Genomic DNA, 24,549 nt, shown 5'->3' on the forward strand with positions numbered 1-24,549 from the left:
CCTGATCATCAAGTTGCGGCATATCGGGGATGTGCTGTTGTCGACGCCGGTGTTGCGCACGTTGAGAGAGGCCTTTCCCGCCGCGCAGCTGACGATGTTGGTCAATCGCGGGACGGAAGGGGTGCTGGCGCATAATGCGGATGTGAACGACGTGCTGTGCCTTGAAAAAGGGGCATGGGCTGACCAGTGCAAGTTCGTCTATCGCCTTCGTGAGCGGGGATTCGATTGCGTGATCGACCTGACCGATGGGGACCGTTCTGCCGTCATCAGTCTCGCGACCGGCGCGCCCCTCCGGATCGGTTTTAACGCGGAGCATCGCTGGCGTGGTTTGTTGTACAGCAAGGTGGCGAAACCGCGCCCCGTCGATCAGCACCGCGTGGAGTACGACCTGTGCGCCCTGAGGGCGCTGGGCCTCGATCCCAAACCGGGGATGCCGTCGGTCTCGGTTTCCGGGTCGGAGGAGCAGATGGTGGACCGATGGTTGAAGGAACAGGGGCTGACCGGAGACCATTGCCCGCCGCTGGTGCTGGTGCAACCGGGCGCACGGTATTCGTTGAAAGTCTGGCCGCCTGAACGGTTTGCTCAGCTGAGTGACCGCCTCGTGGAACGGTTCCATTGCCGGATTTTGCTGGGTGGTGATCAACGGGAGCGTGAGGTCGCCGAGCAGGTCGCCCGAAAAACGCATTGCGCGCCGATTGTGGTGGCCGGGAAATTTTCCCTACTGCAGTATGCCGCGTTGGTGAAACGGTGCGCCTTGTTCGTGGGAAACGACGGCGGCGCCATGCATATTGCCGCGACAGTGGGCACGCCGGTGGTCGCGCTGTTTGGTCCGACCTATCCGGAGCGGTGGGGACCGCGTGGCGGCCTGACGCAGGTGATGTATAAAGGTCTGGATTGCCGGGCCTGTTACCATCCCAGCTGCTTGCGCGGGGACGACAGTTGCATGCGCCAGATAAGTGTAGACGAGGTCTATGAGGCCGCGAGCCGTATGCTGGCAGGAGGAAGGGGATCGTCGTCAGAGTTGATCGGTACAGTCGACTCCGGGTCGGGCGACCAAGAAGAGAGCATCGACATTGATGGCAACACAAGATGAAGATCCTGTACCTCACGGATGCCGAGCGCGATTATTTGGCTGATCAGATCTATGACGGGCTCTGCGCCGTGCTCGGCCGTGATTGCGTGATCGATTTTCCCCGTAAGGAGCTCTATCACCGGGCGTCGTCGACACAAGCGGGTTCCGCTTCCGACGCGGACCTAACCGTTGATCGCGTCGCGACCCTCATTCACGAAGGGATCATCGATTTGGTAGTCGTGTCGTCTCCGCGGGCCGGGGCGGTCAGGGCCTGTCTGGAACTCGCCAGGCTCGAGTCCCTGCCGCCTGTCGTCTTTCTGGATGGGGAAGACGACCGACACATCCGTGACGATTTGGCGCGATCGTTGCGCGCAGGACTGTATTTCAAACGGGAGTTTCCGCTGAATGCAGCGGCTGCCGGTTCGAGAGGGCGGTGGTCGGACGACGCGGCGCCGTTGTCAGGCTCGGCGACTCGACTGTACCCCTTACCCTTTTCCGTCACAACAGCCGAACTTGAACCGCTTCCCACGGCTGCTAGGGACGTGGACGTCTCTTTCGTGGGGCGGGCATCCCATAGAAAACGGGTTCGCGCAGTGAAGTTGCTGACGGGGGCCTCTGATATTCGCTTCGAGGGAGGCCTTTATGCCGAGCCTACGGATCGAAGTTCAAAACTGACGGATTCGTGGTTCGGCATCATGGCTGCCAAGCTGCGAGGCGACCCGCCGGGGCAGGGATCGAGTGAGAAGTTGGGCCGCGAGTCGTACCGCTTGTTGTTGGCCCGGTCCAAGACGGCGCTCTCGATACGGGGAGGCGGGTACGATACTCTTCGTTATTGGGAGATTGCGGCTTCGAAAACGCCCCTGATTGCGGAAGCGCCGGACATTGTGATCCCCCATAATTTCGAACATGGGGTACATGCCATCTTTTGCCGCCCGGATTTGGCGGATCTCGTCGAATGGGTTCGACGTCTTCGCGACGACGAAGACGTACGGAATGGTTTGGCCGAAGCAGCCTATGCGCATGTCTTGGCCCATCACACATCGGCCGCTCGAGCCATGTACATGCTGGATTTGTGTAAACAAATGCTTTAGAGGTTTCTCGTGACATCGGTAAGTGTAGTGATTGCGCTCTACAACCAGCTGGACTTCACGCGGCAGTGCATTGAGACGCTCAAGCGGCATTCTCCCGACAGTGTTGAGTTGATCCTCATCGACAACGGGTCGGTCGACGGCACGGTCGACTATCTTCGCACGGTGAACGCCACGACGATTCTGAATCCGACCAACCTCGGCTGTGCCAAGGCCTGGAACCAGGGCATCCGAGCCAGTCATGGGGCGGTGATCGGGATCCTCAACAACGACATCTTGGTAACGCCGGGATGGCTGGACGCCTTGCTCACGTTCATGGAGAAGCAGGGGCTGGGCATCGGGTGCCCCGCTGCGCGGGAAGGGCTCCTCGATTACGATCTGCCGGCCTACGCCAAGCTGTTTACCACTGCCTGCGCAGAGGCGGTGCGGTATGAACTGTATGCGCCTTGTATGTTGATCCGCCGGGAAGTGTTCGACCGGGTTGGGCTTTTCGATGAAGGGTTCGAATACGGCGGCTGTGAAGACACAGACTTCCTGTGGCGCACCAAGGCGGCGGGTTTTTCCGTCGCGATGACCGGGTCGGCGTTCATTCATCATTTTTCGAAAGTGACACAAGATGCCGTAACGCGGCTCGAGACAAACCAATACTGGAACCACAATATGGCGCACTTTACCCGCAAGTGGGGACGTACCATCCGAGGGAACTGGTTCCAGCGTCGCTGGACTGACATCAGAAATAAATGGGTCCGGCGATCAGAGTTGCGGCGATTTCGCCATATGCTGGTCGAAAAGCTGCCTCCGACCGGCACGGCTCGGGCGCACGGCTCGTGAGCAGCCGACCAGGTTGGGTCCGTGCATCGGTGGAAGCCGCAAGGACTACGCATGAAGATCGTCATCGCCGCCTGGCACCTGAAAAATTTCAACGTGGGAATCGGACGCTATGCCCGTGAATTGATCGAGGCCCTGGGGCGGGTCGATCACACCAATCACTACGACATTTTGCTGCCCCAGGCCGATCATCCGTTTACGGCGCATCCCAATATGCGGTATCGCGTGATCCGGTTTCCGCTGTTTCGCCGGCGATTTTGGGAACAGGTCGCGCCGTTGCTGGTCGGCTCCTACGATGTGCTGCATTTTCCCTATGATTCCTGTGTGGTCTGGAAGCGCGGGAAATTTGTCGCGACCATTCACGATGTCAAACCGTTGTTGTTCCCGGAACTCCGCCCTCGTGCCAATCTCAATAGTCGCATCGAAGACTGGCTGGTGGGGAATCGTTGGCAGACGATCGACCAGGTGATCACGGTCTCGGAGCATTCCCGGCGTGATCTATTGGCGCATGTGCCGCTTCGTCCGGACCAGGTGAGCGTGACGCCGCTGGGCCTCGACGCGGAGCGATTCCGACCGGCTCAACAGCGGCATGGGGGAAGGCCTTACGTATTCTGTGTCGCCGGATCTGATCCGACCAAGAATGTCGGCGTGCTCGTCGAAGCCTTCGCGACACTTCCCCTCGACTTACGCAACAAGTTCGATGTGGTCCTGGCGGGTGATGTCTGCAAACGCGAGGATATCCGTGCTGCAATTGAGCGGCGTGGGCTGAGTGCGCAGGCGAAGCTGGTCAGCCTCCTGTCCGACGCCGAACTCGTGACCTATTATCAGCAGGCGACGGTGTTCGTGTTTCCTTCCCTGTACGAGGGATTCGGCTTGCCCGTGCTGGAGGCGATGGGTTGTGGGTGCCCGGTGATCTGCTCGAACGCGGCATCACTCCCGGAGGTGGCCGGTGAGGCTGCGGTGCTGGTCGATCCACGCCGACCCGACCAATTGGCGGAGGAACTGACCAGGGTGCTGGGATCGGCCGCCCTCCAATCCACCATGCGTGCTCGTGGGTTGGCCAAGGCGCAGGAATTTGTGTGGGAACGTACGGCGAGACAAACGGTTGCGGTCTACGAACGGACGGTCGGCCGGTGATGCCAGCCCCGACGACATCCACGAATTTTCTGGTCTGAACCGAGGGCGAGACGGTACGATTCCACTCATGGATGAGACTTGTCCGAGCCACGGATATCGCACGCGTGGCTTGGCTGATCCGAGGATCCTGTTGCCGAGGGAGGAAGCATGAAAGGTGTCGTACTCGCCGGTGGTCTCGGGTCACGATTGCTGCCACTCACTAAAGTGACCAACAAACATTTGTTGCCTGTCTACAACAAGCCGATGATTTATTACCCGATCCAAACGCTCGTGAATGCCGGCATCACGGAAATTATGTTGGTGACGGGCGGCAACAGCGCCGGTGATTTCCTGAAATTGCTGGGGAACGGCCGGGATTTCGGTTTGAAGCATCTCAGCTATACCTACCAGCAGGGCGAGGGCGGAATCGCCGATGCATTGCGGCTGGCGGAACATTTTGCCGATGATGGTCCGCTCTGCGTCGTGCTGGGAGACAATTTGATTCAAGGTAACATTGCCAAGGCCGCAGAGGCGTTTCGGATGCAGAAAAAGGGCGCGAAGATTCTGCTGAAGGAAGTGAAGGATCCTCAGCGATTCGGTGTGCCCCATCTTGAGGGAAACCGGGTGTTGAGTATCGAAGAAAAACCTGCCCATCCTCGCTCCTCCTATGCGGTGACCGGCATTTATTTTTACGATAGCCGCGTGTTTGAGATTACCCGGACGCTGACGCCGTCGGGGCGCGGCGAACTGGAGATTACCGACGTCAATAACGCGTACATTGCCTCCGGAGAGTTGACGTGGGATGTGCTCGACGGGTGGTGGACGGATGCCGGCACGATAGAATCGCTCCTCGCCGCCAACCAGCTTGTCGCACAGACCGGGGCAAACAGGATGGAGTTGTAAATGCGCATACTCGTCACGGGAGGCGCCGGGTTCATCGGGTCGCATCTGGTGCGCCGATTGATCCAGAGCGGTCGCCATTCGGTCGTGAACCTCGACGCGCTGAAGTATTCCGGCAACCTGGAAAATCTTGCGGATCTAGCCGACCATCCTCAGTATCGTTTCGTCCATGCCGACATCGGAGATCAGCAGGCCGTGCATGCTGCGTTGGTGGAGCATCGTATCGAGGGCATCATCAATTGTGCGGCGGAAACGCATGTCGATCGATCGATTCTCGATCCCGGGGCATTCGCCCGCACCGACGTGGTCGGCACGGGTATTTTGCTGGAAGAAGCCCGCCAGCTCGGCCTACACCGATTCTTGCAAGTCAGCACCGATGAGGTGTACGGCAGCGTCGAGCAGGGGAGTTCGACGGAGAGCGACCGGTTGGAACCGCGCAGCCCCTATTCGGCCAGCAAGGCCGGCGGGGATTTGCTCGTCCTGAGTTATTGGACGACCTACCGATTTCCCGTTGTCATCACCCGTGGCAGTAATACCTACGGCCCGAATCAGTATCCTGAAAAATTCATTCCGCTGTTTGCCACGAATGCGATCGATGGAGAGCCGCTTCCGCTCTACGGGGATGGCAAACAATGCCGGGATTGGCTGTCGGTCTACGATCATGCGGCCGGGATTCAGCATGTCTTCGAGCAGGGCGAGCCGGGAACCGTCTACAATGTCGGCGGTGGAAACGAGCGCGAAAATATCACGGTCGCCGAACAGATCGTGACGGCGCTCGGAACGCCTCGCTCGCTGATTCGGTTCGTTCAGGACCGCCCGGGGCACGATCGTCGCTACTCGATCGATTGCAGCCGCCTGCGGGCCCTGGGATGGTCGCCGCAAGTGCCATTTGAAGCAGGGTTGAAGCAGACAGTCGAGTGGTATCGGACGCACGAGCAGTGGTGGCGAAAGATCAAGAGCGGTGAGTTCAAGGAGTACTATCGCCGGCAGTATGAGAAGCGTCTCGAGAAGGGCACATCGTGCGCATCGTCGTGACCGGCGCTCAAGGGCAACTGGGGACGGATCTTCGACGGGTGCTGCAGCAGCATCAGGTGACCGGGCTCGACCTTCCCGATTTTGACCTGACGCGTCAGGACTGCAGCAAGGCCATTGTTGATGCGGCGCCCGAGATCGTGATTCATGCCGGCGCGCATACGGATGTGGATGGCGCGGAACGTGCCCCGGCTCTGGCGATGGCCGTCAACGCTGACGGCACCGAGCGTGTCGCCCGCGCGGCGGCGCAGGCCGGCGCGAGATTGATCTATGTCTCGACCGACTATGTGTTTGACGGCACGGGAACACGTCCCTATCTGGAAACCGATTCGACCAATCCCGCCAGTGCGTATGGTGCGTCCAAATGCGCAGGCGAGCAGCGGGCCCTCTCCTGTTGCGAGAATACGCTCGTGGTCAGGACGGCATGGCTCTATGGGCTGCAGGGGAAGAACTTCGTGAAGACCATTCTCCAGCTGGCGGCCGAGCGTCCATCCCTGCGTGTGGTGGCGGACCAGCGAGGCTGTCCGACCTATGCAGAAGACTTGGCTGGGATGATCAGCAAGCTGGTGGCGCATCCGGCGCGGGGCATTCTGCATGTGACGAATGACGGCCACTGCACCTGGCACGAATTCGCCACGGAGATCGTGAGATTGGCGGGGTACCGAGTGCCGGTTGAGCCGATTACCACGGCGGACATGCCCAGGCCGGCCAAACGTCCGGCCTATTCGGTGCTGTCGGCGGAACGGCTTCACCAACTCGGGTTCACGATGCCATCCTGGCAGGATGGGCTGCAGCGATTCATGCACGCGCTGTCGGCCACTTCTCCACTTCCTTCGCGCGCCTAGTTGCACCCCTTCTTCTCATCTCTCTGCCCGCTGACGGTCGCGGGTGTTTCTGTCCGACACATTTCTTGTGCAACCCCTGTCTTTTCTCTATACTGCGATTCCACTGTGTTTTTGAAGAGCTCCTATCACTGATGCCTTGCGGCCTGGTCCGGCGCGCTTGAACCTATACTGCCCGCTCTCCGGACCGGCGAACGACTGGTCACTATTTCCTGCGAGCGTGTCAGGGTTCCGCAACGTCTAGCGTTTCTGTGTGCAGGACAAGAATCGCGCCACCAGGGCTGATTGTAAATTGGCCCATGGCTATGCCTCGTTCTGGCGGTTCAACGTCATGCACTGCCTGGCATCTGATGGTGACGAATTCTCAGCGCCTGCTTTGGACCATCGAAGTGAGATGGATGAGGTTTGAGAGGCCTGCTGCTTGACAGAAGGTCATAGATCCATCACAAGTGAATCCTCGTTGTCTGAGAATGCGGAGGCGGTGGGTATGAGTCACTTCAATAAGGTGCTGACGGAGATTGGAGTGTGTGCTAAGTGAACGCCCTCATCACAGGAATTACCGGTCAAGATGGGTCATACCTCGCGGAGTTTCTCCTGGCGAAGGGATATGACGTCTACGGCGTGATCCGCCGATCCAGTTCTTTCAACACTGCGCGGATCGATGGGATTTATCAAGATCCGCACACGTCAGGGGCCAAGCTGCACCTGGTCTATGGGGACCTCAATGATGCCAGCTCGCTCAACAGAATCATCCGAACGGTTCGACCTGACGAAATATACAATCTGGGGGCGCAGAGTCACGTGCGAGTCAGTTTCGATATTCCTGAGTACACCGCTGAAATCACGGCTCTGGGCACCGTGAGATTGCTGGAAGCCATTCGGGAGTCGGGACTACGCCCTAAATTTTATCAGGCGTCGTCGAGTGAGATGTTCGGTAAAGTGCAGGACGTGCCTCAACGGGAAACCACGCCGTTTTACCCTCGCAGCCCGTACGGCGCTGCAAAAGTCTATGCGCACTGGATTACGGTCAATTACCGGGAAGCCTATAATCTCTTCGCCTGTAGCGGCATTCTATTCAATCATGAATCGCCGCGGCGGGGGGAAACCTTCGTGACCCGGAAGATCACCAAAGCCGCTGCGCGGATCAAGCTGGGATTGCAGCAGGACCTGTTTCTCGGGAATCTGGATGCGAAGCGAGATTGGGGGTACGCCGGGGACTATGTCGAAGCGATGTGGCTCATGCTGCAGCAGGAACAGCCTGATGATTATGTCGTGGCGACCGGGGAGACGCACACGGTCCGCGAGTTTCTCGAGGTGGCATTCGGCCATCTGGACCTGGACTGGCAGCGATATGTGAAGATCGATCCACGTTATTTTCGTCCCACGGAGGTCGATCTGCTGATCGGCGACCCGTCGAAAGCGCGACGACAACTCGGATGGAAGCCGACCGTAGGTTTCCATCAATTGGCGGTGATGATGGTCGAAGCGGATGTCGAGGCCGAGCGACTGAAGCTGCAGGGGACTGCATCTAGAGGGGGCCTAGGATGATGGAAAAGACAGCGCGTATTTTTATTGCCGGCCACCGGGGGATGGTGGGTTCGGCAATTGTACGGGCGCTCATGGCCCGTGGGTATGACAAGCTGATTGTCCGTACCAGCAAGGAATTGGATCTGCGCGACCACGCGTGTGTGGCCGCATTTTTTGCGGAGGTCAAACCCGAGTATGTCTTCCTCGCCGCTGCCAAGGTCGGCGGCATTCTGGCCAACAGCACACTGCCTGCGGAGTTTATTTACGACAACCTGGCGATTCAGACCAACGTCATCCATCAGGCCTACCTCCACGGTGTGAAAAAGCTGCTCCTGCTGGGTTCCTCCTGTATCTATCCCCGTGATTCGCCGCAGCCGATGAAAGAGGAGTATCTGTTGACCGGTCCGCTCGAACCGACCAATGAGTGGTACGCAGTGGCGAAGATCGCCGGGATCAAGATGTGCCAGGCCTATCGGCGGCAATATGGGTGCGATTTCATTGCGGCGATGCCCACGAACCTGTATGGCCCGAACGACAATTTTGATTTGAATCATTCCCACGTCCTGGCGGCGTTGATTCGCCGGTTTCATGAGGCACGCGAGCAGGACACTCCTCCCACGCTGTGGGGCTCCGGCACCCCGCGGCGGGAGTTTCTCCATGCGGATGATTGCGCAGAAGCCTGCCTCTTTTTGATGGACCGCTATTCCGACCCCCTGATCATGAACGTCGGCGCCGGGGAAGAGATTTCCATCGCTCAACTCGCGGTGTTGGTAGCAGAGGTGGTTGGCTATCACGGAGAGATACGCTGGGATCGCACCAAGCCCGATGGCATGCCGCGGAAGTTGATGGATTGCGGCCGAATGACCACCCTTGGCTGGACTCCCAGAATTGGGCTTCGGGAAGGTCTGAAAGATGCGTATCAGTGGTACGTCCAGCATGAGGCGGGACGCCGTGGCGGCACGTTGGGTGTGCAGTAGCGGCAGGTGCCAGGCCATGTGCTTGTATAAGCAGTTGCTCCACAACGGTTAATGGTGTCACCCCTGTCGAGTCCTGGTTGGGGCCTTGAAGCACTCGACGGCCAGCCGCATGAGATCCTGAACTGCTGAACTCGAACATAATTCGGTGTCCGATGGTCAATCCACCGACAGCCACTCCAAGGGAGTTCCACGTCCTCCCGCAGGGACAGTCGGCCAGACGCAGCAGTTCATTAAATTATGAGGGATACCGTGAATGACAGGGCGGATTATCAGGTCTTGGTGTGGGAGCGGGACGGTAAGTATTATGGCGGCATTCGCGAGTTGGGAATTCTCGAGACGAGCACCGATATTGCCGTGTTGTGGGGGCAGATCGAGGAGCGGAAACAAGAGTTGATCCGTAAGTTCGTGGAAGGTGGTATTGAAGATGAGTTGCCGCCGCCCCTAGCGACGAAGAACACGTGGGCGCGATATCGGTCGGTCACTCGAGAAGATGCCCCTGATGATGATGCTAGTCGCGGGATCGGCGGAAACGGCGTTCGCAGCTATGTCGCCAAAGCGGTCATTGCGGTGACCGGAATCTTGGTGTGCACGCTTGTGGCTAGTCAGTATCTGGAAGCGGCCGTATCTAAGCTGACGTCCAAAAGAATTATCGTGCGTGAGATTCTTCAAGATTTTGCCGCCAATCTCGAGACCTTGCCGGAGGTCAAGCGTGAGTCGTTGCATCGCTCCTTACAGGTAATTGCGAGTAATCTGCGTCCCTTTGTGCAAGATCTGCGGCCTCTGTTGAGTGATTCGTCATCCTCCCCCTGCAGCGATTCTTGCGGAGGACAATCCCTTGGGGCAGTGAAAGCGCCTGGTCAGGGGAGGGGAAGATGACTATACCTACAGCCGTACCAACTGCTGATTGGCCACATGTTTGAGACTGAGGAGCAGGCGACGGATGCGTACGTTGATCAATGCCAGCAGAGGCTCACCTTGTGGTTTGCGCTCGCATTCATGGCGATCTATGGGCTTCACCTTGTGGGGCTCTATTCGATGATCCCTGCTTCCATACGGCTCCCCCTGTGTGGATTTGTGTTTTGTATGGGCCCAGGATTTGCGCTCTTCTCAATCCTCTCGTACTCACGGAACTCCCGGTATCCCTACCTCACCTTGCTGGTGCTGTCGTGTTCGTTAGGTCTCACCTATAACTTTATTGCAAACGTTGCAATATACGTGTTCCAGCCTTCGCTGGCGCAAGCTATGGAAGTGTATTTGTTGCTTGCGTGCCTACTGTATCTCGCCGTACTCGCAGCATCGGGCAAGCAAGGGCGGGTGCCCTGGGACGCGTTGCGACGGATTCAATGGCCTGCTGTGGTTGGATGCGGCGCGATACTCATTCTCTGGTCGGTGGTGATTTCGAATAAGACTCCTGCTGGTTTGTACGTGGAAGAGTTAGTCATTCTTCGAAAACTGTTCGAAAACTCTTCAATCAGCATGACCAATATCGCCTTTCATGCCGATGAGTACACCACGTATTTCTTTGTGCCGTTCTATCAGATGCTCGCCATGAGTGCGCAGTTTTCAGGGATAGATATCCTGGATGTACAGCAGGGGCTCTGGCCGTTCACCGCCGCTGTATCGTTGCTGTGTCTTGCAGCGATAACGCGCCAGATTACCAGGCGATGGGCCGCAGTCGCCGCAATCGTATGTATGGGAATTATCCATGGGTTATTTCTGCCGCAGCCGATGTCGAATGCGTTGACTGTCTTTGCACCGTTTCCGGATCGCTATGCGTTCGCAGCGGGCGTGCTGGTGCCGTTAGCCATGTTTCATTTTTTGATTCACATGGCTGAGCGAAAGATCAATATTCCAGCGTTCATTGGCTTGGTGTATTTGATCGTAGAGATGACGTTCATCCATGCGCGAGAAACCCTCTTCTTCGTCGGCATGATGGTTGTGACGGGGTTTGTGATGCTGCTGAACTACCGAGAGCGAAAGCATGACCTCGTGCGGGTTCTGTGGCTGCTGGGAGTCGTCGGCTTAGTATTGCTGGCATATCGGCAGATCAATTTAGCCCTCCAGCCTGACCTCGGCCGCTTTCTTTCGCACCTTCGTGAGGACATGGTTGCTCAATTGCAGCGAGGTTTGGATGCGCATGGAGTATTGACGCTCCTGGGAGTTCCTCAGTTACACCTCGATCAGTACGATACGTTCCCGTACCAGCATCATTTCCCCTATTGGTGGTTTACTCCTGGTTTGGCATTCGTCCCGGCCGCCCTGTGCCTTCTGCCGTTGTATGTCATGGTTGTGGACCGGTTCGCACTGTTGGTGCTGCCGTTGGCGATTGTCGGATTCGGACTCTTTTCCCTCTTCCAGGGATTGCATCTCGTGGCCGGTATCATCGTCGGCGTTCCGTTCATCTTTGATGTATTTTCCGTTCTGTTTATTCTCCTTGCGGTTGTGTTTGCCGATACTCTTGCCCTCGTGAGTGCCCTTCTTGCGACTCCGAACGAAGGATCACTACGAAGAGTTGGCCTCTGGGGGCTTGCACTGATTGCAGGGGTAGTGACCGTTGAATTGGCTGTGAACCGGAATAATCCTGAAGGCTTCGCCACGGGGGGAGTCATCTCGGAAATTGCCTTATACGGAGGCGCCCTAGCTGGTCTTCTTATCCGAGCGGGTCATTTGCGACGTAACGATGTCGGCAAAGATAGTCGGATCGGAGTGCAACACTCGTACGAAAATTCCTGCAAAGGCAAGCATGCTTGGCTTGTGCCGGGTCGTAAGGTACTGGCCGCATTGATCCTGGCAAGGCCGCGTGCACTGGTCTTCACAACGGTCTGTGTCACAGGCGCGTTGATGGTGCAGGCGTTGTGGGTGACGGTCTGGCCGCATCGAGCAATAGGGGCTTCGGAGCGTGTGAAGAATCACGTCGGCCCGGAAGACATGGTGGCTGCTCGATATAACCAGCGTGACCGGCAACATCTCTTCCATGTCGCTCCGGACCTGTCGTGGCGGCTCCCACCAGCCATCATCTCCTATATCCGGCGAGAGATTCCCGAGTTGCAAACCTGGTTTGGTGGCCATACTATGCCAGTGCTGATAGTAAGTAATCAGTACGCTCCAGTTCTGAGTGTGGCGGGGAGCTTGAATTCGGGATTTTTCTCAAATGTTCCTTTTGTTGAGAAAATACAAGGCGAGGCTGCAGCTAAGCAGTTCCGCGTATCATCAGGGGTGTTGCAATTAGGGGATTTCTCTCGCCTCCTTGAGGTGAGCCGTGATATACGGGAGCCGCTCGAACTCTTGCGGGAGTATGGCGTGCAATGGATTATGACGAGGCCTGTAGAGGGTGAAGCGATCGATCGTGTGCTCGCGAACGATCCCCAGGCACGGGCGGCTTTGGAGTTTCGGTTTGAATCGGAAGACTATCGTATTTACCGACTTCGTCCCCACGAAGGAGAACCTCCTCTGCACGATAGACTCTAGAGTGTACGGTCAATACTACCTATGGGAGAAAAGAAAATACACTGGTTGGTGATCTGTGCAAAATCTCTCATGGCTGTTGGTATTGTGTGGTATCTCCTGTCCACCGGTGCTGTGGATTGGACGAAAGTGCAGTCGTTGAGGGAACACCCGTTTGCCGTGGGTGGTGTCATCGCGATCTTTCTCCTGATGTATGCAATATCGGTCGTACGTTGGCGGATGCTGCTTTCCTGCCAGGATATTCCGCTCACTCTTCGCGATGCCAGCGAGGCAACATGGTTCTCGCTGTTTCTGAACTGTATTTTGCCAGGCGGAGGATTTGGCGGCGACACGTATCGTGTTGCCTATGTCGCATGTCGATTTCCCGTTAATCGCGCCGCTGGGGTTGTGTCAGTCCTTGTTGACCGCGGTCTTGGGTTCTATGCGCTCGTGTCAGTCGCGGCGTTCGTGGCGCTGGCCTACCTGCAGCTGGTGATGTCGGATCCCGTCCTGATGGCACTGGCCGTCTGTGCCGGGTTAGTGACAGTGGGTGGCGCTCTGCTGGCAATCATCGCAGGAATCTGCGCACCTGACGCGGTCGTGACGCATGCCGGGGATGCCGTCCACTCATCCGCCGCAGGCATTCGGCGAATCGTGGCGGCGGTCCGACAGGCCACGGGGCTCTATATGAGAGCTCCGCTCACACTGTGTGCTGCCTTAGGCCTGTCTTTGGTCATTCAAGCACTGGCTATCATCGCCGTGATGATTCTTGGTGTGGCGATGGAATTTACGCATATGTCCCCCACCGATTATGTGTTCGCCGCTCCATGGGGCTGGCTGGCCAATTTGTTTCCGCTCACTCTAGGAGGGATCGGCGTGGGCGAAGTGGCGTTCGAAAAAGTCTGTCACTTGATCAAAGTCGGTGATGCGACAGGAGGGTATGCGACCATTTTTCTCGGCTACCGTGTGCTGGCGACTGGGGCAACCCTGCCGGGCCTGATATTGTGGCTATTGTCCGCCAAGTCTTGGAAAGGCTTCACTCAACCTTGCGAAGTAATGGAAGGAGTGCGCGAGTGACAGGGCTACGTAACATTCTGAGCCTTCCGGAAGCCTATCGTTGGATGCGCGAAGGTCTTGGCCTTAATCGATGGCTTCGGAGCTACGTCCAGCAATATATCAAGCCGGAGCCTGGAGCTCGTATTCTGGATATCGGATGTGGCACGGGTGAGGTCGTTCGGTATTTGGCCGGAACGACATACGTCGGTTTCGACCACCATCCCCCCTACATCGAGTATGCCGTGCGTATATTCGGAGATCGCGGGCGGTTTGTCTTGGGGGATGTCGCCGACCATTTGCCGGAACTTGAAGGGCAGTTTGATCTTGTCATGGCTAATGGCGTGTTGCATCATCTCAATGACACGTTGGCCCAACGAGCGTTTCAGCTCGGCGCGGCAGTTCTTCAGAAAGGTGGACGGATGATCACCGTGGATCCTTGTTTTTACGAAGGACAAGGCGCGCTCACGAGACTGATCGTCAGTCATGATCGAGGCGAATATGTGCGGCCTTTCGATCGATATGCCAAGTTGACGAAAAGTTCGTTTCGTTTCGTTGACAGCGCGCTCTGGGCTGGGAACTTCCCGATTCCATTTTCTGTCGCCATCGTGCAATGTCGAAACGAGGTCTTCCAATCCTCATGATGGATTCACCGGTCTTGCCTGGTTCTTCCGCTACCTCGCTCAAGCCGTCACTGGTACCTTCGCACAGTCCCTCGACTAAATTTGATCGATCAGTTTCCCTGCTTACCTGGGGGTTGAATGAAGAAGATTTGGTTCAGGACTTTTTAGACCGAGCCTTCTTGACCTTGCGTGAGACTGTGGTGGACTATGAGATCGTCTTTGTCAACGACGGCAGCTCGGATCGGACGGGGGCGATTCTTGAGTCGTATTGTAAAACGGAACCGCGGCTCAAGGTCATCACGAACCAGACCAATCTCAATGTGGGTCTGTCCTGTCGGCGAGCGGTTGACTCGGCCACAAAAGAATTTCTCTTCTGGCAGACGGTAGACTGGTCCTACGACATCAGCGATCTCCGCCTCTATCTCGAATTGCTGCGGTATTATGACGTGGTGCAAGGGGTTCGACCGGTTCCTGAGCGGTTATTGAGTCACATCCCCCTCCTGCGTTCCCTGTATCGCGTGAAGACTCGGTCTGATAACTTTAAGAAGGCGCTGATTTCTCTCAGCAATTACTATGTTCAACGTCTCCTCTTTGGCGTGCCGTTTCACGATTTCCAGAATGTGACCTTTTATCCCACCAAGCTTGCGCAGTCCCTTGGCCTCCAGGCCAGGACTCCTTTTGTGAACCCTGAAATGTTGATTCGGGCCTATTACCGCGGGGCGACATTTATTGAGGTTCCGATCGCGTTTATTCCACGCTCGAAAGGGCATGCAAAAGGCGCGAAGCTCACGACGGTGTGTCGGACAATAAAAGATGTCTTGATCAATTGGGTTCGATGGGGATGGAGGGTGCGGTTTGGTGCAAGGCATGAGGCCACGAAGGGAAGTATCGTGCGAGTGGCAGAACCGTTTGCACTTCCTGACTATGTGCTCGCATGTACTGTTCCTCTCTTCAAACGTTTTCGCTAAGATGCGAAGGTAGTGCAGCCGACATCAGGCAGCGCATTGGTCTGCGATGTCGCGGTGAGATGTGTGCCGTTTGCAGCATGGTCGGACAGGTGTAAGAATTGTCGATAACCAGGAGTATATATTGTGACAACCAAGCCGCTAGTGGTCGCCCCAAGCGAAAAAGCCTATGGGCTGAAGCCCGGGGCCGAAGAGTTTCCGCTGATGGTCATTATCTCCATTATTTATCCATGCAATATGGGGTGTCCAAACTGTCCCTATACGGATACCAATTCTGAATTGCGACGGTTCTACCGTGAGCACGATGGCGATTTAATCCCGGTGAAGTTATGGGAGAAAATTGCTGATGAGTGTGGTCCGTATGGCGCATGGATGCGCTGTACCGGTGGTGGCGAACCCATGCTCCATCCGAAAATGGTCGAGATGATTGAATATGCCAAGGCGAAAGGGGCCAGAGTCTGGTTAAACACCAACGGAAGTATGTTTGGCCCAAACGCCAAGCATCGTGAACGGTTGGAACGCGTAATCCGGGCCGGGATTGATCTCATCGAATTCTCGATGGATGCGGCGGATGCCGACACCTATGCGGTGTTGCGTCCACCGCGAAGCGGGAAGACGGGAGATCCGGAGCAGTGGTGGGCGAAACACGTCGGTAATGTACGTGCCGCGTTGGATCTTCGAAAGCAGCATGTGGCGACTACCCGAGTGGTCACTTCCATCATTCGCCAGGAAGCGATCGACGGCCGACTGGATGACGCGGTTCAGTTTTGGCTGAAGGATGTGGGGGTGGATGAGGTCATTACCAGGAAGTTTCTTTCCTGGGATGATAATACGACGATTCAGCTTGGAAAAACTCTCGACCGACATTTGTATGCGGACCTGCCGACACAAAAGAAGGAACCGTGCGTCTGGCCGTTTGAGCGGTTGAATGTGGATACCTTAGGACGGATTGCCCTTTGCGGGCAGGACATTTCCTTCAAGACCTCTGAGCTATTTCCCAACGTGAAGGACACAAGTCTTAAGGAAATTTGGCAGGGGGAAATGTTCACGTGGTATCGCAAGATGCATCTCGAGGGCCGAGGCGCTGAATGTTTTCCCTGCCGCGGATGTTCGGCCTGGTTCGCTGGTATTCGTGATTGGGACCATGGGTGGCAGAAGGTCCTACGGAACTCGGGGGATCATTTAAAAGAAGTGATGCGAAGAGATCTAGGGGTGGAGGTTGAGGTCTTCCAACCGAAAGTCTAGATTGGAGCTGAGCATATAGGGTGAGCGTATGTCGGAGAAGGAATCCGTTCGTGACACGGCTGGGGCGCGGGGTGGGCGGGTTATTGTTTTTGGGTATGGCGAATTAGGCGCCGCAGCCGTCACGGCGCTAGTCTCGGCTGGAGCGCAGGTAGTTGCCGTGGTGGCCCCTTCGAATCGGTCCGGCGATGATGTCCTCTTCATGAAAGAGTTCGCTCGCACGCAGCGGCTTCCGGTGCTCGTGCAGCCGCCACGGAAGGCGATTGAGCCGTTCGTCCTCGACCTGAAAAAGCTTGAACCGGATGTCATTGTGGTGTGGTCATACCCGATGATTCTTCCGCTTGATGTGATTCAAGTCCCCCGGCAAGGTACGGTCAATGTTCATGGCGGCCTATTGCCTGAATATCGAGGCGGGCATGTCATGCAGTGGGCCATCATCAATGGTGAAGTGGAGACGGGCGTGGCGCTTCATTATATGGATGAAGGTATCGATACCGGGCCAATCATTGCCCAAGGGCGTTTTCCCATTCAGCAGGATGACGATGCTGCGACGGTACGACAGAAACTGAAGACGACGGGAATTGCCCTGCTTCAGGAATGGTGGCCCGCGATTGCGGAAGGGCGCGCCTCAAAGATTCCGCAGGATGAAACGAAAGCCACATATCATCGGCTTCGTACTCAGGATGATGGCGTGATCGATTGGTCGGTTACGAGCACCGCGATCTGCCGCTTGGTGAAGGCGCTCGTTCGTCCGTGGCCAGGCGCGTTCACTTTCTTGAATGGGCGGAAGCTAGTAATATGGAAGTCCCGTGCGCTTCAGGGATCGGCTGGAGGACCGCCGGGCCTGGTCACTCAGATCGATGAGCAAGGGGCGAGGGTGCTGACCGGCGATGGCGCAGTTCTCATTGAAGAATCCGAAATGGATGGCCGGCGGAGTGTGGGGATGCAGGTGCAGCAAATTCTGCGAGTCGGGGACCGCGTAGGTGCTTGAGGGGCTGGATGGAATGGAGATCACCATGAGCGTATTTGAGCCGGTCCATGTCATCTACGACGGGCAGTGTCGCTTTTGCCTTCGCAGCTTAAAGATATTCAGTGCCACCGACCTCATGCAGGTATTTCGATTTCATGACGCCCACGATGAGCAATCGATTGCTGCGGCGTTTCCTGAGTTAACGCATGCGGATTTTGACAATGCGATGTTTGCCGTCACGGAACGGCGGGTAGTCTATCGGGGATTCTTTGCCTTTCGCCGCATGATTTGGAGCAGTCCGCTGATGTGGCTCCTCATCCCGGTGTTTTATTTTCCCGGTGCAACCTTTGTGGGGACTCGTGTCTATGCATGGGTGGCCAAGAATCGACTGAAGTTTGGTTGTGGCTCGGAGGCCTGCACACTTCCAGTTCACCCTCCCAAGGGATCTTCCCCTGACCATATTGATGCTGTGCCTCATTAGGATGCGCGGAGTGTTTCATGTTGCCGGAACGGTCGGACCATTCATGCTGAAGGGAAAGGGGTGAGCTCCATATGGAGATGTGGTTTGCCTCACAACCATTCCTACATCCGGAACTCAGTTTTTCGGTGCAGGCGTTTATGCGCGTCGCATACGGGACACTCCTGTGCGGCATGCTAATCCTGGCGCTTCCTAGTTGGCGACGATTTTTCCTGAGCGAACGGTGGGGGGGATATGGGCAGTCGTTACGAGAGGTAGAAATTGTCCAAAATCCGATCGTCGTGCCTGTGGTACTTGTCGCATGGTTTGTGTGTGGCCTCTTGATCGCGAGAGGGCTATGGTCTCCATGGCCTGCCGTGATCAACTTGCTCATCTGTAGGTATTTTTTTGTCAGCATGCGCTGGAAGGGATTGCTGCGGGGCATGGGCGCTCCTGGATACATTCTCTACTGGGGAGGACTGGCGGTCGCTCTTCTGGAATATACGCTCCACTATGCACCTGAGCTACGCTCACTGGCATTACAAGTTCTTCAGGCGGACTTTGCGTGCGTGTATCTCTCATCCGGTTTCTATAAGTTCTCCGCCGGCTATGTCAAAAATCACGGGATGGAACTTGGGATGACCAATCCGGCTTGGGGGTACTGGTGGAAGGCCTACCGTAATCTGCCTCCCTCGCATCCGCTGTTTAAATTTCTAAATCACCTCGCATGGTCTTCGCAAATTGTGGCGGGAATTCTCATGTTGTTGCCGCCAACCCGATTCCTTGGTGGCCTGATCATCTTCGGAATGTTTGCCTTTATTGCCACCCAGATTCGGCTTGGTCTGCTATGCGAAATTGTGATGTTTTGTAGCAGTCTTATTTTCCTTCATCCCGGTAGTGCTGGCGATGTACTGATCACGGGCCTGGTTGGCTCGGTGACGGCTCCTCCCGCTCTGAGCTCGGCTTGGGCCCCTGCAGTCAATGAGGTGTTGGCGTATGCCCTGGGTGCCTACCTGATCCTGTTGCCATTGGCGCATGGCGGCTTGTCCTATAATTTCTATGTGAGGCGCTCGCTTCCGCGGCCGTTTCAGGTGGCCCTGGAGCGCTACACAAATTTCTTTGGCTTGATTGTGTGGAGAGTTTTTTCAGTCGACATTGTGAATTTCTTCATTCGAATCTATTCCTGTCCGCAAGGGGGCGAGCAGGATCGACGACCTCTCTCTCACGATGGTTGGGGGCCTCGGTGGCGATTCAAGCACGTCGCCGAGTCTATTGTCCTCGCCTGTATCTTTACGACGCTCAAATATTACCCGAATAACCAGGCACTGTTTAACGACCGACTGCTTCGGTATACCCGGACCTTTTCCCCTGAGAAGGGAGAGCTATTGATTTTTGAGTACGTCAGTTTACGAAAAGAGCCGGATCGATTTGTGTTTTCGCCGGTTGCTGAATATACGGTGGATCCCGCGGCCATGACCGTCGTGGAGCGGGTGATCGATTCCTCGGTGTCTGTGCGGGCGCCGCATGCGGTCTCGCCGGTTCATGAGGGGGTCCGGCCAGGGACCTATGCTCCGGCAGGGGGACGGTAAGAGATATGTGTGGAATTGCAGGTCGGTTTGGTCCTGGCCCAAATCAGATTGTCAACCAGATGGTCGGGGTCCTTGCCCATCGTGGGCCAGATGATGAACATGTGGTGTCGGGGAAAAACTTTGCAATCGGAGCCAGGCGGCTCAGTATTCTGGATCTTCCGGGAGGACGGCAGCCGATCGCCAATGAAACGCAGACAATTTGGGCGGCGCAAAATGGAGAGATTTACAACTTTCCTGCGCTTCGGAAAGACTTGCTCGAGCGTGGACATGTGCTTGAGACCCACTGCGATACGGAAGTCTTGCCTCATCTGTACGAGGAGCATGGGGCGGCCTTCCCCAAGAACATCGACGGTATGTTTGCCGTTGCGCTATGGGATGGCGACGGGCAAATAGGATATCTGGCCCGGGACCGAACGGGGAAGAAGCCGCTCTACTATTGCCTGCATGATCACGCACTGTACTTCGCGTCTGAAATCAAGTCGTTGTTGCACATTCCGGGCTTCACTCGACGTTTGAACTTTGATGCCCTCCACCAATTCCTGAGTTTCAAGCACGTGCCCCATCCGCTTTCGATATTCGAAGGCATTGCCATGCTTCCGCCTGCGCATATGCTGACGTATCGCGTGGGACAGGAACCAGTCGTCAGTCGATACTGGGATCTCAGCTTCGCGGGAACCGATACGAGCGCGGGAATGACGGAGGAAGAGATCACGGACCGGCTGCTTGTACTGCTTCGGCAGGGGGTCGAGCGGCGTCTGTTGTCGGATGTGCCGATCGGGTTCTTTCTGAGCGGTGGCATTGATTCCAGCCTGTCGACGGTGCTTGCGGCAGAGCTCTCGCCGTCCAAGATCAAGAGTTTCACGCTGACGTATTCCCGGGAGTCTACGACCGAAGGGAAAGAGGAGGATCGCCGCTGGGCCCGTTGGGTCGCCGACCGGTATGGAACAGAGCATCACGAGGAAACCATCCAAGTGTCCAGCTTCCCCGAAAACCTCCGCCGCATTTTGTCGTGTTTTGATGAGCCCTATGCAGGCGTAGTCTCGACCTATTTTCTTGCTCAACTCATGAGCCAACACGTCAAGGTGGCACTCTCGGGTGACGGGGCCGACGAACTCTTCGGAAGCTATTTGTCGCATCGCTTAGCCTTTCCTCTCGCCAATTTTCAGACCTATTTGCGGACTGGAAATCCTGCGCTTATTCGGCCTTTTGATCAGCAAGTGGATTTTCTTGCGCGGATGGCTGAGCCCGAAGACTGGGGATGGCGATACAAGTTGCTGGTATTCAGTGATGAGGAAAAAGACGCGCTTTATACTGAAGAGCTCGCCGCGCGCATGCGATCGTACAGTACCCGTGATCGACTCCGCCGTGATTTCTCAGAACTATCGGCTCGTGATCCCTTGAATCGGATACTGGAGTCGGAGTTCAGGACCATCTTCCCTGATCAGGTGTTGGCATTCGTCGATCGCCTTTCAATGGCCCATTCACTTGAGGTTCGCACGGCGTTTCTCGATACGGACTTCGTCACCTTTGTCTCCGGATTGCCAGGAGCCTTGAAGATCAAAGACGGGGAAACGAAGTACTTGCTGAAGAAGCTGGGGCTACGATACTTTCCACCCGAGATGGTGTACCGCAAGAAGGAAGGTTTTCTCATGCCGATCACGCAGTGGCTGTTGCGTGATCTGGAATCATATGTTCGAGAGACCCTCAGCCCCGAGCGACTCGCCAAGCACGGATTGTTTCGAGCGGCCTATGTTCAGGGCCTAGTGGATGCCTTGTATCGGGCGCAACCGGATCATCTCGCCGTCAACAAAGTCTATTCGCTGGTGGTTTTTCAGGAGTGGTATGACTTGTACATGGCCTGAGGCCAAGGGCTCAGGCGTCGCCGACGAAGGTGTGAGCATTCCTGCCTGAATCATGCGCGAGCCTAACCCGCAGTCACCGATCACACTGTGTGTGCTCCAGCCAGGTTATTTGCCCTGGCTTGGCTTTTTTGATCAGATGCGTCGAAGTGATATTTTCGTCCTGTATGACGATGTCCAGTACGACAAGCATGGATGGCGAAATCGTAATCGAATTAAAACTCCGAAGGGGCCTCATTGGTTGACCGTGCCCGTTCGGCATAAGGGATTAGGGTGGCCACGTATCAACGAGGTTGAAATTGACAACCAGACGGCCTGGGGAAAAAAGCACATCGGAACCATCAGGCAATTCTACGCAAAGGCACCATATCTGACTCAATACCTGCCCATGCTGGAAGATCAATTGTTACGGCCCTGGACGCTTCTTGCAGACCTGGATCTGTCTCTCATTGCGTTGATGTGTGAGTGGTTGCAGCTTCAACGAACGGTCATCCGTGCATCATCGCTCGATGTTGAAGGCGACCGGAATGAAAGATTGTGCGCCCTCTGCAAGCATTTCGACGCCACACGGTATCTCAGCGGTGACTCAGCGAAGACGTATCTGGACCGTGAGCTCTTCGCACGAAATGGAATTGAGGTGGCGTGGCAGGGGTTTCAGCACCCCGTGTATCCACAACAGCACGGGGAATTTGTCCCGTTTCTTTCCGCACTCGATCTCGTGTTGAACTGTGGACCGGATAGCGCGGCCATATTACGCGGCCAATGAAAAAGGAGGATTGGTGAAAACCATACTGATTACCGGAGGGGCAGGTTTCATTGGCAGTAACTTTGTGCGCTATCTCTACGAGAAGTATCCGAACTATCGTCTCATCGTGTTGGATGCCTTGACCTATGCGGGGAATGTGAAAAATCTCCCGGTGGACATTAACAATGGTTCCGATGAGCGACTGATGTTCTGGTATGGAAATGTACGAAACGCCGAGTTGGTCGATACCGTGGTATCTCAGGCGGATGTGGTGATCCATTTTGCTGCCGAATCACACGTCACGCGGTCGATTTATGACAACCTGTTATTCTTTGAGACTGATGTATTGGGCACTCAGGCAGTCGCCAATGCTGTGCTCAAATATCGCGATAAGGTGGAACGATTCATTCATATCTCGACATCTGAAGTCTATGGGACCGCGGAGTCGGAGAAAATGTCGGAAACCCATCCATTGCTGCCGATGAGTCCTTACGCATCAGCGAAGTGCGGCGCTGATCGCCTGGTCTATTCGTATTGGCAGACCTATGGAATTCCTTCGATCATCGTCCGTCCGTTCAATAATTATGGGCCGTATCAACACCTTGAGAAGGTGGTGCCGCGTTTCATCACGAGCTGCATTCTCGAGGAACCGATTACGGTTCATGGAGACGGGTCTGCGGCCAGAGACTTTATCTATGTGCAGGATCATTGCGAGGCTCTTGATTTGATTCTCCATGCCGAGCCCAAGCGGATCTTTGGTGAAGTGCTCAATTTGGGGACAGGGCGACACATCAGCCTCATGGAGATCGCTGATACCGTTCGGGCACTGATGAAGCCGAAGAAGAGCCCCATTCAATTTATCGGTGATCGTCCCGGACAGGTGTTCCGCCACACGTGTGATCATTCGAAGGCCGCGAGGATTCTCGGCTGGCAACCGCGCACCTCATTCGAGCAGGGCCTTGAGCGAACAATTCAATGGTATCGGGATAACGAAGCCTGGTGGAGACCACAGATGTGGATGAGGCGGATTCCCATCGTCACAGCCGCCGGCAAGCGGGAGTTACACTAAGATGAGCATTCCTTTCTATCGCCATGATTTAGGCGAGCCGGAAATTGAGGCGGTGCGGAAGGTCCTCGCCGGGCCGATTCTGACGACGGGGGAAGTGGTCGAGTCCTTTGAACGACGCTTCGCGGCCTATCTTGGCATTCAGCATGCGCTGGCCGTCACGAGTTGTACCGGTGCGCTTCATCTCTCCCTCTTGGCATTAGGGATCGGTCCTGGCGACGAGGTGATTACGACGCCGATGACCTTCATCGCCTCCTCCACGGCCATCCTCGAGGCTGGTGCAACGCCGGTCTTTGTTGATGTGGAATCGCAGACGGGCAACCTGGATGCAAACAACATTGAGGCGGCGATCACGCCACGGACCAAGGCCATTCTGCCTGTTCACCTGTACGGGCAGATGTGCGATATGGTCACCATCCGGAAGATTGCCGACGAGCATGGCCTGTTTGTGATCGAGGATGCCGCCCATTGCCTTGAAGGTGTTCGTGATGGAGTCAAGCCGGGAGAGTTGGGAGATACGGCGTGCTTCTCCTTTTATGCGACCAAGAACCTCACCTGCGGAGAGGGGGGGGCTCTTGTGACCAAGAATAAAGAGGTCGCTGAAAAGCTTCGCCTGCTCAGGCTCCATGGCATGACAAAAACCGCAGCGGATCGTCACCGCGAGGGCTATCAGCATTGGGACATGACCGTGTTGGGCTGGAAGTACAACATGGATAATATTCATGCCGCGCTCCTTCTTCCTCAAATGGATCGTATTGAACAGAGTTGGTCCAAGCGTGATGCCGTGGCCCGTTTGTATGAAGGATTGCTGGCGGATTGTCCTGGTCTGTCCATGCCGAAAACCCATCCGCATGTGCGCCATGCCAGGCACCTCTTTCCGGTGTTTGTGGAGGGAGGGTGTCGAGACGCAATTATCCAAGGCTTCCAGCAGGAGGGAATCGGCAGTGTGGTGAATTATCGCGCGATCCACCTGCTGACCTACTTTCGGGAAACATTTGGGTTTTGCATCGGCGAGTTCCCGAATGCCGAAAAGATTGGTGAGAGCGTGGTGTCCCTACCGTTTTATCCGGCGATGACCGAAGCCCAGACAACACAGGTTGCGGCAACACTGAAGCGTCTCTTGAAGGCACGGATGTGATCCTGTAACGGCCCGG

At 56.1% G+C, this 24,549-nt stretch carries 22 protein-coding genes; all 22 read left to right on the forward strand.

The annotated features are described in order from the left end of the window. The coding region (gene rfaQ, locus JNL86_04490) for a putative lipopolysaccharide heptosyltransferase III (GenBank protein MBL8042158.1) at window positions 1-1,093 on the forward strand (1,093 nt) is incomplete at its 5' end. Continuing rightward, a complete protein-coding gene (locus tag JNL86_04495) occupies window positions 1,090-2,163 on the forward strand; it encodes a glycosyltransferase (GenBank protein ID MBL8042159.1) in 1,074 nt (357 codons plus the stop codon). The genes rfaQ and JNL86_04495, both read left to right, overlap by 4 nt. A gap of 9 nt (window positions 2,164-2,172) precedes the next feature. Continuing rightward, window positions 2,173-2,991, forward strand: coding sequence for a glycosyltransferase family 2 protein (locus tag JNL86_04500; GenBank protein ID MBL8042160.1), 819 nt, complete (start codon window positions 2,173-2,175; stop codon window positions 2,989-2,991). 51 nt (window positions 2,992-3,042) lie between these two features. Beyond that, window positions 3,043-4,125: a glycosyltransferase family 4 protein gene (locus JNL86_04505; GenBank protein ID MBL8042161.1), complete on the forward strand. Its 1,083-nt coding sequence runs from the start codon at window positions 3,043-3,045 to the stop codon at window positions 4,123-4,125. Between the two features lie 147 nt (window positions 4,126-4,272). Next, on the forward strand, window positions 4,273-5,007 hold the full coding sequence (locus JNL86_04510) for an NTP transferase domain-containing protein (GenBank protein MBL8042162.1): 735 nt from the start codon (window positions 4,273-4,275) through the stop codon (window positions 5,005-5,007). Continuing rightward, window positions 5,008-6,039 carry a dTDP-glucose 4,6-dehydratase gene (gene rfbB / locus JNL86_04515; protein MBL8042163.1) on the forward strand — a complete coding sequence of 344 codons (1,032 nt, stop codon included), beginning with the start codon at window positions 5,008-5,010 and terminating at the stop codon, window positions 6,037-6,039. It abuts the gene before it with no gap. After that, entirely contained in the window at window positions 6,024-6,881 is an 858-nt protein-coding gene (gene rfbD / locus JNL86_04520; GenBank protein ID MBL8042164.1) for a dTDP-4-dehydrorhamnose reductase, read from the forward strand. The genes rfbB and rfbD overlap by 16 nt, the downstream gene beginning before the upstream one ends. A 531-nt stretch (window positions 6,882-7,412) precedes the next feature. Then, entirely contained in the window at window positions 7,413-8,426 is a 1,014-nt protein-coding gene (gene gmd, locus JNL86_04525; protein MBL8042165.1) for a GDP-mannose 4,6-dehydratase, read from the forward strand. Further along, window positions 8,426-9,382, forward strand: a complete 957-nt coding sequence (locus tag JNL86_04530; GenBank protein ID MBL8042166.1) for a GDP-L-fucose synthase — start codon at window positions 8,426-8,428, stop codon at window positions 9,380-9,382. Before gmd ends, JNL86_04530 begins: the two co-directional genes overlap by 1 nt. Window positions 9,383-9,631: 249 nt before the next feature. Next, the gene (locus JNL86_04535) at window positions 9,632-10,258 is read left to right on the forward strand and encodes a hypothetical protein (protein ID MBL8042167.1); all 627 of its coding nucleotides are present in this window, start codon (window positions 9,632-9,634) and stop codon (window positions 10,256-10,258) included. A 36-nt stretch (window positions 10,259-10,294) separates the two neighbouring features. Further along, window positions 10,295-12,850 carry a hypothetical protein gene (locus tag JNL86_04540; GenBank protein ID MBL8042168.1) on the forward strand — a complete coding sequence of 852 codons (2,556 nt, stop codon included), beginning with the start codon at window positions 10,295-10,297 and terminating at the stop codon, window positions 12,848-12,850. 69 nt (window positions 12,851-12,919) lie between these two features. Then, on the forward strand, window positions 12,920-13,903 hold the full coding sequence (locus tag JNL86_04545; protein ID MBL8042169.1) for a flippase-like domain-containing protein: 984 nt from the start codon (window positions 12,920-12,922) through the stop codon (window positions 13,901-13,903). Further along, window positions 13,900-14,523, forward strand: coding sequence for a class I SAM-dependent methyltransferase (locus JNL86_04550; GenBank protein MBL8042170.1), 624 nt, complete (start codon window positions 13,900-13,902; stop codon window positions 14,521-14,523). The genes JNL86_04545 and JNL86_04550 overlap by 4 nt, the downstream gene beginning before the upstream one ends. Further along, the gene (locus JNL86_04555) at window positions 14,520-15,470 is read left to right on the forward strand and encodes a glycosyltransferase (protein ID MBL8042171.1); all 951 of its coding nucleotides are present in this window, start codon (window positions 14,520-14,522) and stop codon (window positions 15,468-15,470) included. Before JNL86_04550 ends, JNL86_04555 begins: the two co-directional genes overlap by 4 nt. A 123-nt stretch (window positions 15,471-15,593) precedes the next feature. Continuing rightward, the gene (locus tag JNL86_04560; protein MBL8042172.1) at window positions 15,594-16,712 is read left to right on the forward strand and encodes a radical SAM protein; all 1,119 of its coding nucleotides are present in this window, start codon (window positions 15,594-15,596) and stop codon (window positions 16,710-16,712) included. A gap of 28 nt (window positions 16,713-16,740) precedes the next feature. Continuing rightward, window positions 16,741-17,700, forward strand: a complete 960-nt coding sequence (locus JNL86_04565; GenBank protein ID MBL8042173.1) for a methionyl-tRNA formyltransferase — start codon at window positions 16,741-16,743, stop codon at window positions 17,698-17,700. Window positions 17,701-17,725: 25 nt separating this feature from the next. Further along, window positions 17,726-18,160: a DUF393 domain-containing protein gene (locus JNL86_04570; protein ID MBL8042174.1), complete on the forward strand. Its 435-nt coding sequence runs from the start codon at window positions 17,726-17,728 to the stop codon at window positions 18,158-18,160. Window positions 18,161-18,231: 71 nt separating this feature from the next. Next, window positions 18,232-19,725 carry a hypothetical protein gene (locus JNL86_04575; GenBank protein MBL8042175.1) on the forward strand — a complete coding sequence of 498 codons (1,494 nt, stop codon included), beginning with the start codon at window positions 18,232-18,234 and terminating at the stop codon, window positions 19,723-19,725. A gap of 5 nt (window positions 19,726-19,730) precedes the next feature. After that, entirely contained in the window at window positions 19,731-21,587 is a 1,857-nt protein-coding gene (gene asnB / locus JNL86_04580; protein ID MBL8042176.1) for an asparagine synthase (glutamine-hydrolyzing), read from the forward strand. Between the two features lie 136 nt (window positions 21,588-21,723). Continuing rightward, window positions 21,724-22,350 (forward strand): WbqC family protein, encoded by a 627-nt coding sequence (locus tag JNL86_04585; protein ID MBL8042177.1) that lies wholly within the window; start codon window positions 21,724-21,726, stop codon window positions 22,348-22,350. Window positions 22,351-22,363: 13 nt separating this feature from the next. After that, window positions 22,364-23,398, forward strand: a complete 1,035-nt coding sequence (locus JNL86_04590) for a dTDP-glucose 4,6-dehydratase (GenBank protein ID MBL8042178.1) — start codon at window positions 22,364-22,366, stop codon at window positions 23,396-23,398. Between the two features lies 1 nt (window position 23,399). Then, entirely contained in the window at window positions 23,400-24,533 is a 1,134-nt protein-coding gene (locus JNL86_04595; protein ID MBL8042179.1) for a DegT/DnrJ/EryC1/StrS family aminotransferase, read from the forward strand. Window positions 24,534-24,549 lie beyond the last annotated feature (16 nt).

The organism is Nitrospira sp. (assembly GCA_016788885.1).
In the GTDB taxonomy this organism is placed as follows: Bacteria; Nitrospirota; Nitrospiria; order Nitrospirales; family Nitrospiraceae; genus Nitrospira_A.

Excerpts from the sequence above, each read along its gene's own strand:
- JNL86_04540 (MBL8042168.1), top strand. The coding sequence starts at position 10,295 with ATGTTTGAGACTGAGGAGCAGGCGACGGATGCGTACGTTGATCAATGC.
- JNL86_04595 (MBL8042179.1), top strand. The coding sequence starts at position 23,400 with ATGAGCATTCCTTTCTATCGCCATGATTTAGGCGAGCCGGAAATTGAG.
- JNL86_04510 (MBL8042162.1), top strand. The coding sequence starts at position 4,273 with ATGAAAGGTGTCGTACTCGCCGGTGGTCTCGGGTCACGATTGCTGCCA.
- JNL86_04570 (MBL8042174.1), top strand. The coding sequence starts at position 17,726 with ATGAGCGTATTTGAGCCGGTCCATGTCATCTACGACGGGCAGTGTCGC.
- rfbB (MBL8042163.1), top strand. The coding sequence starts at position 5,008 with ATGCGCATACTCGTCACGGGAGGCGCCGGGTTCATCGGGTCGCATCTG.
- JNL86_04505 (MBL8042161.1), top strand. The coding sequence starts at position 3,043 with ATGAAGATCGTCATCGCCGCCTGGCACCTGAAAAATTTCAACGTGGGA.
- JNL86_04565 (MBL8042173.1), top strand. The coding sequence starts at position 16,741 with ATGTCGGAGAAGGAATCCGTTCGTGACACGGCTGGGGCGCGGGGTGGG.
- JNL86_04545 (MBL8042169.1), top strand. The coding sequence starts at position 12,920 with ATGGCTGTTGGTATTGTGTGGTATCTCCTGTCCACCGGTGCTGTGGAT.
- JNL86_04555 (MBL8042171.1), top strand. The coding sequence starts at position 14,520 with ATGATGGATTCACCGGTCTTGCCTGGTTCTTCCGCTACCTCGCTCAAG.
- JNL86_04495 (MBL8042159.1), top strand. The coding sequence starts at position 1,090 with ATGAAGATCCTGTACCTCACGGATGCCGAGCGCGATTATTTGGCTGAT.
- JNL86_04530 (MBL8042166.1), top strand. The coding sequence starts at position 8,426 with ATGGAAAAGACAGCGCGTATTTTTATTGCCGGCCACCGGGGGATGGTG.
- JNL86_04585 (MBL8042177.1), top strand. The coding sequence starts at position 21,724 with ATGCGTCGAAGTGATATTTTCGTCCTGTATGACGATGTCCAGTACGAC.
- asnB (MBL8042176.1), top strand. The coding sequence starts at position 19,731 with ATGTGTGGAATTGCAGGTCGGTTTGGTCCTGGCCCAAATCAGATTGTC.
- JNL86_04575 (MBL8042175.1), top strand. The coding sequence starts at position 18,232 with ATGGAGATGTGGTTTGCCTCACAACCATTCCTACATCCGGAACTCAGT.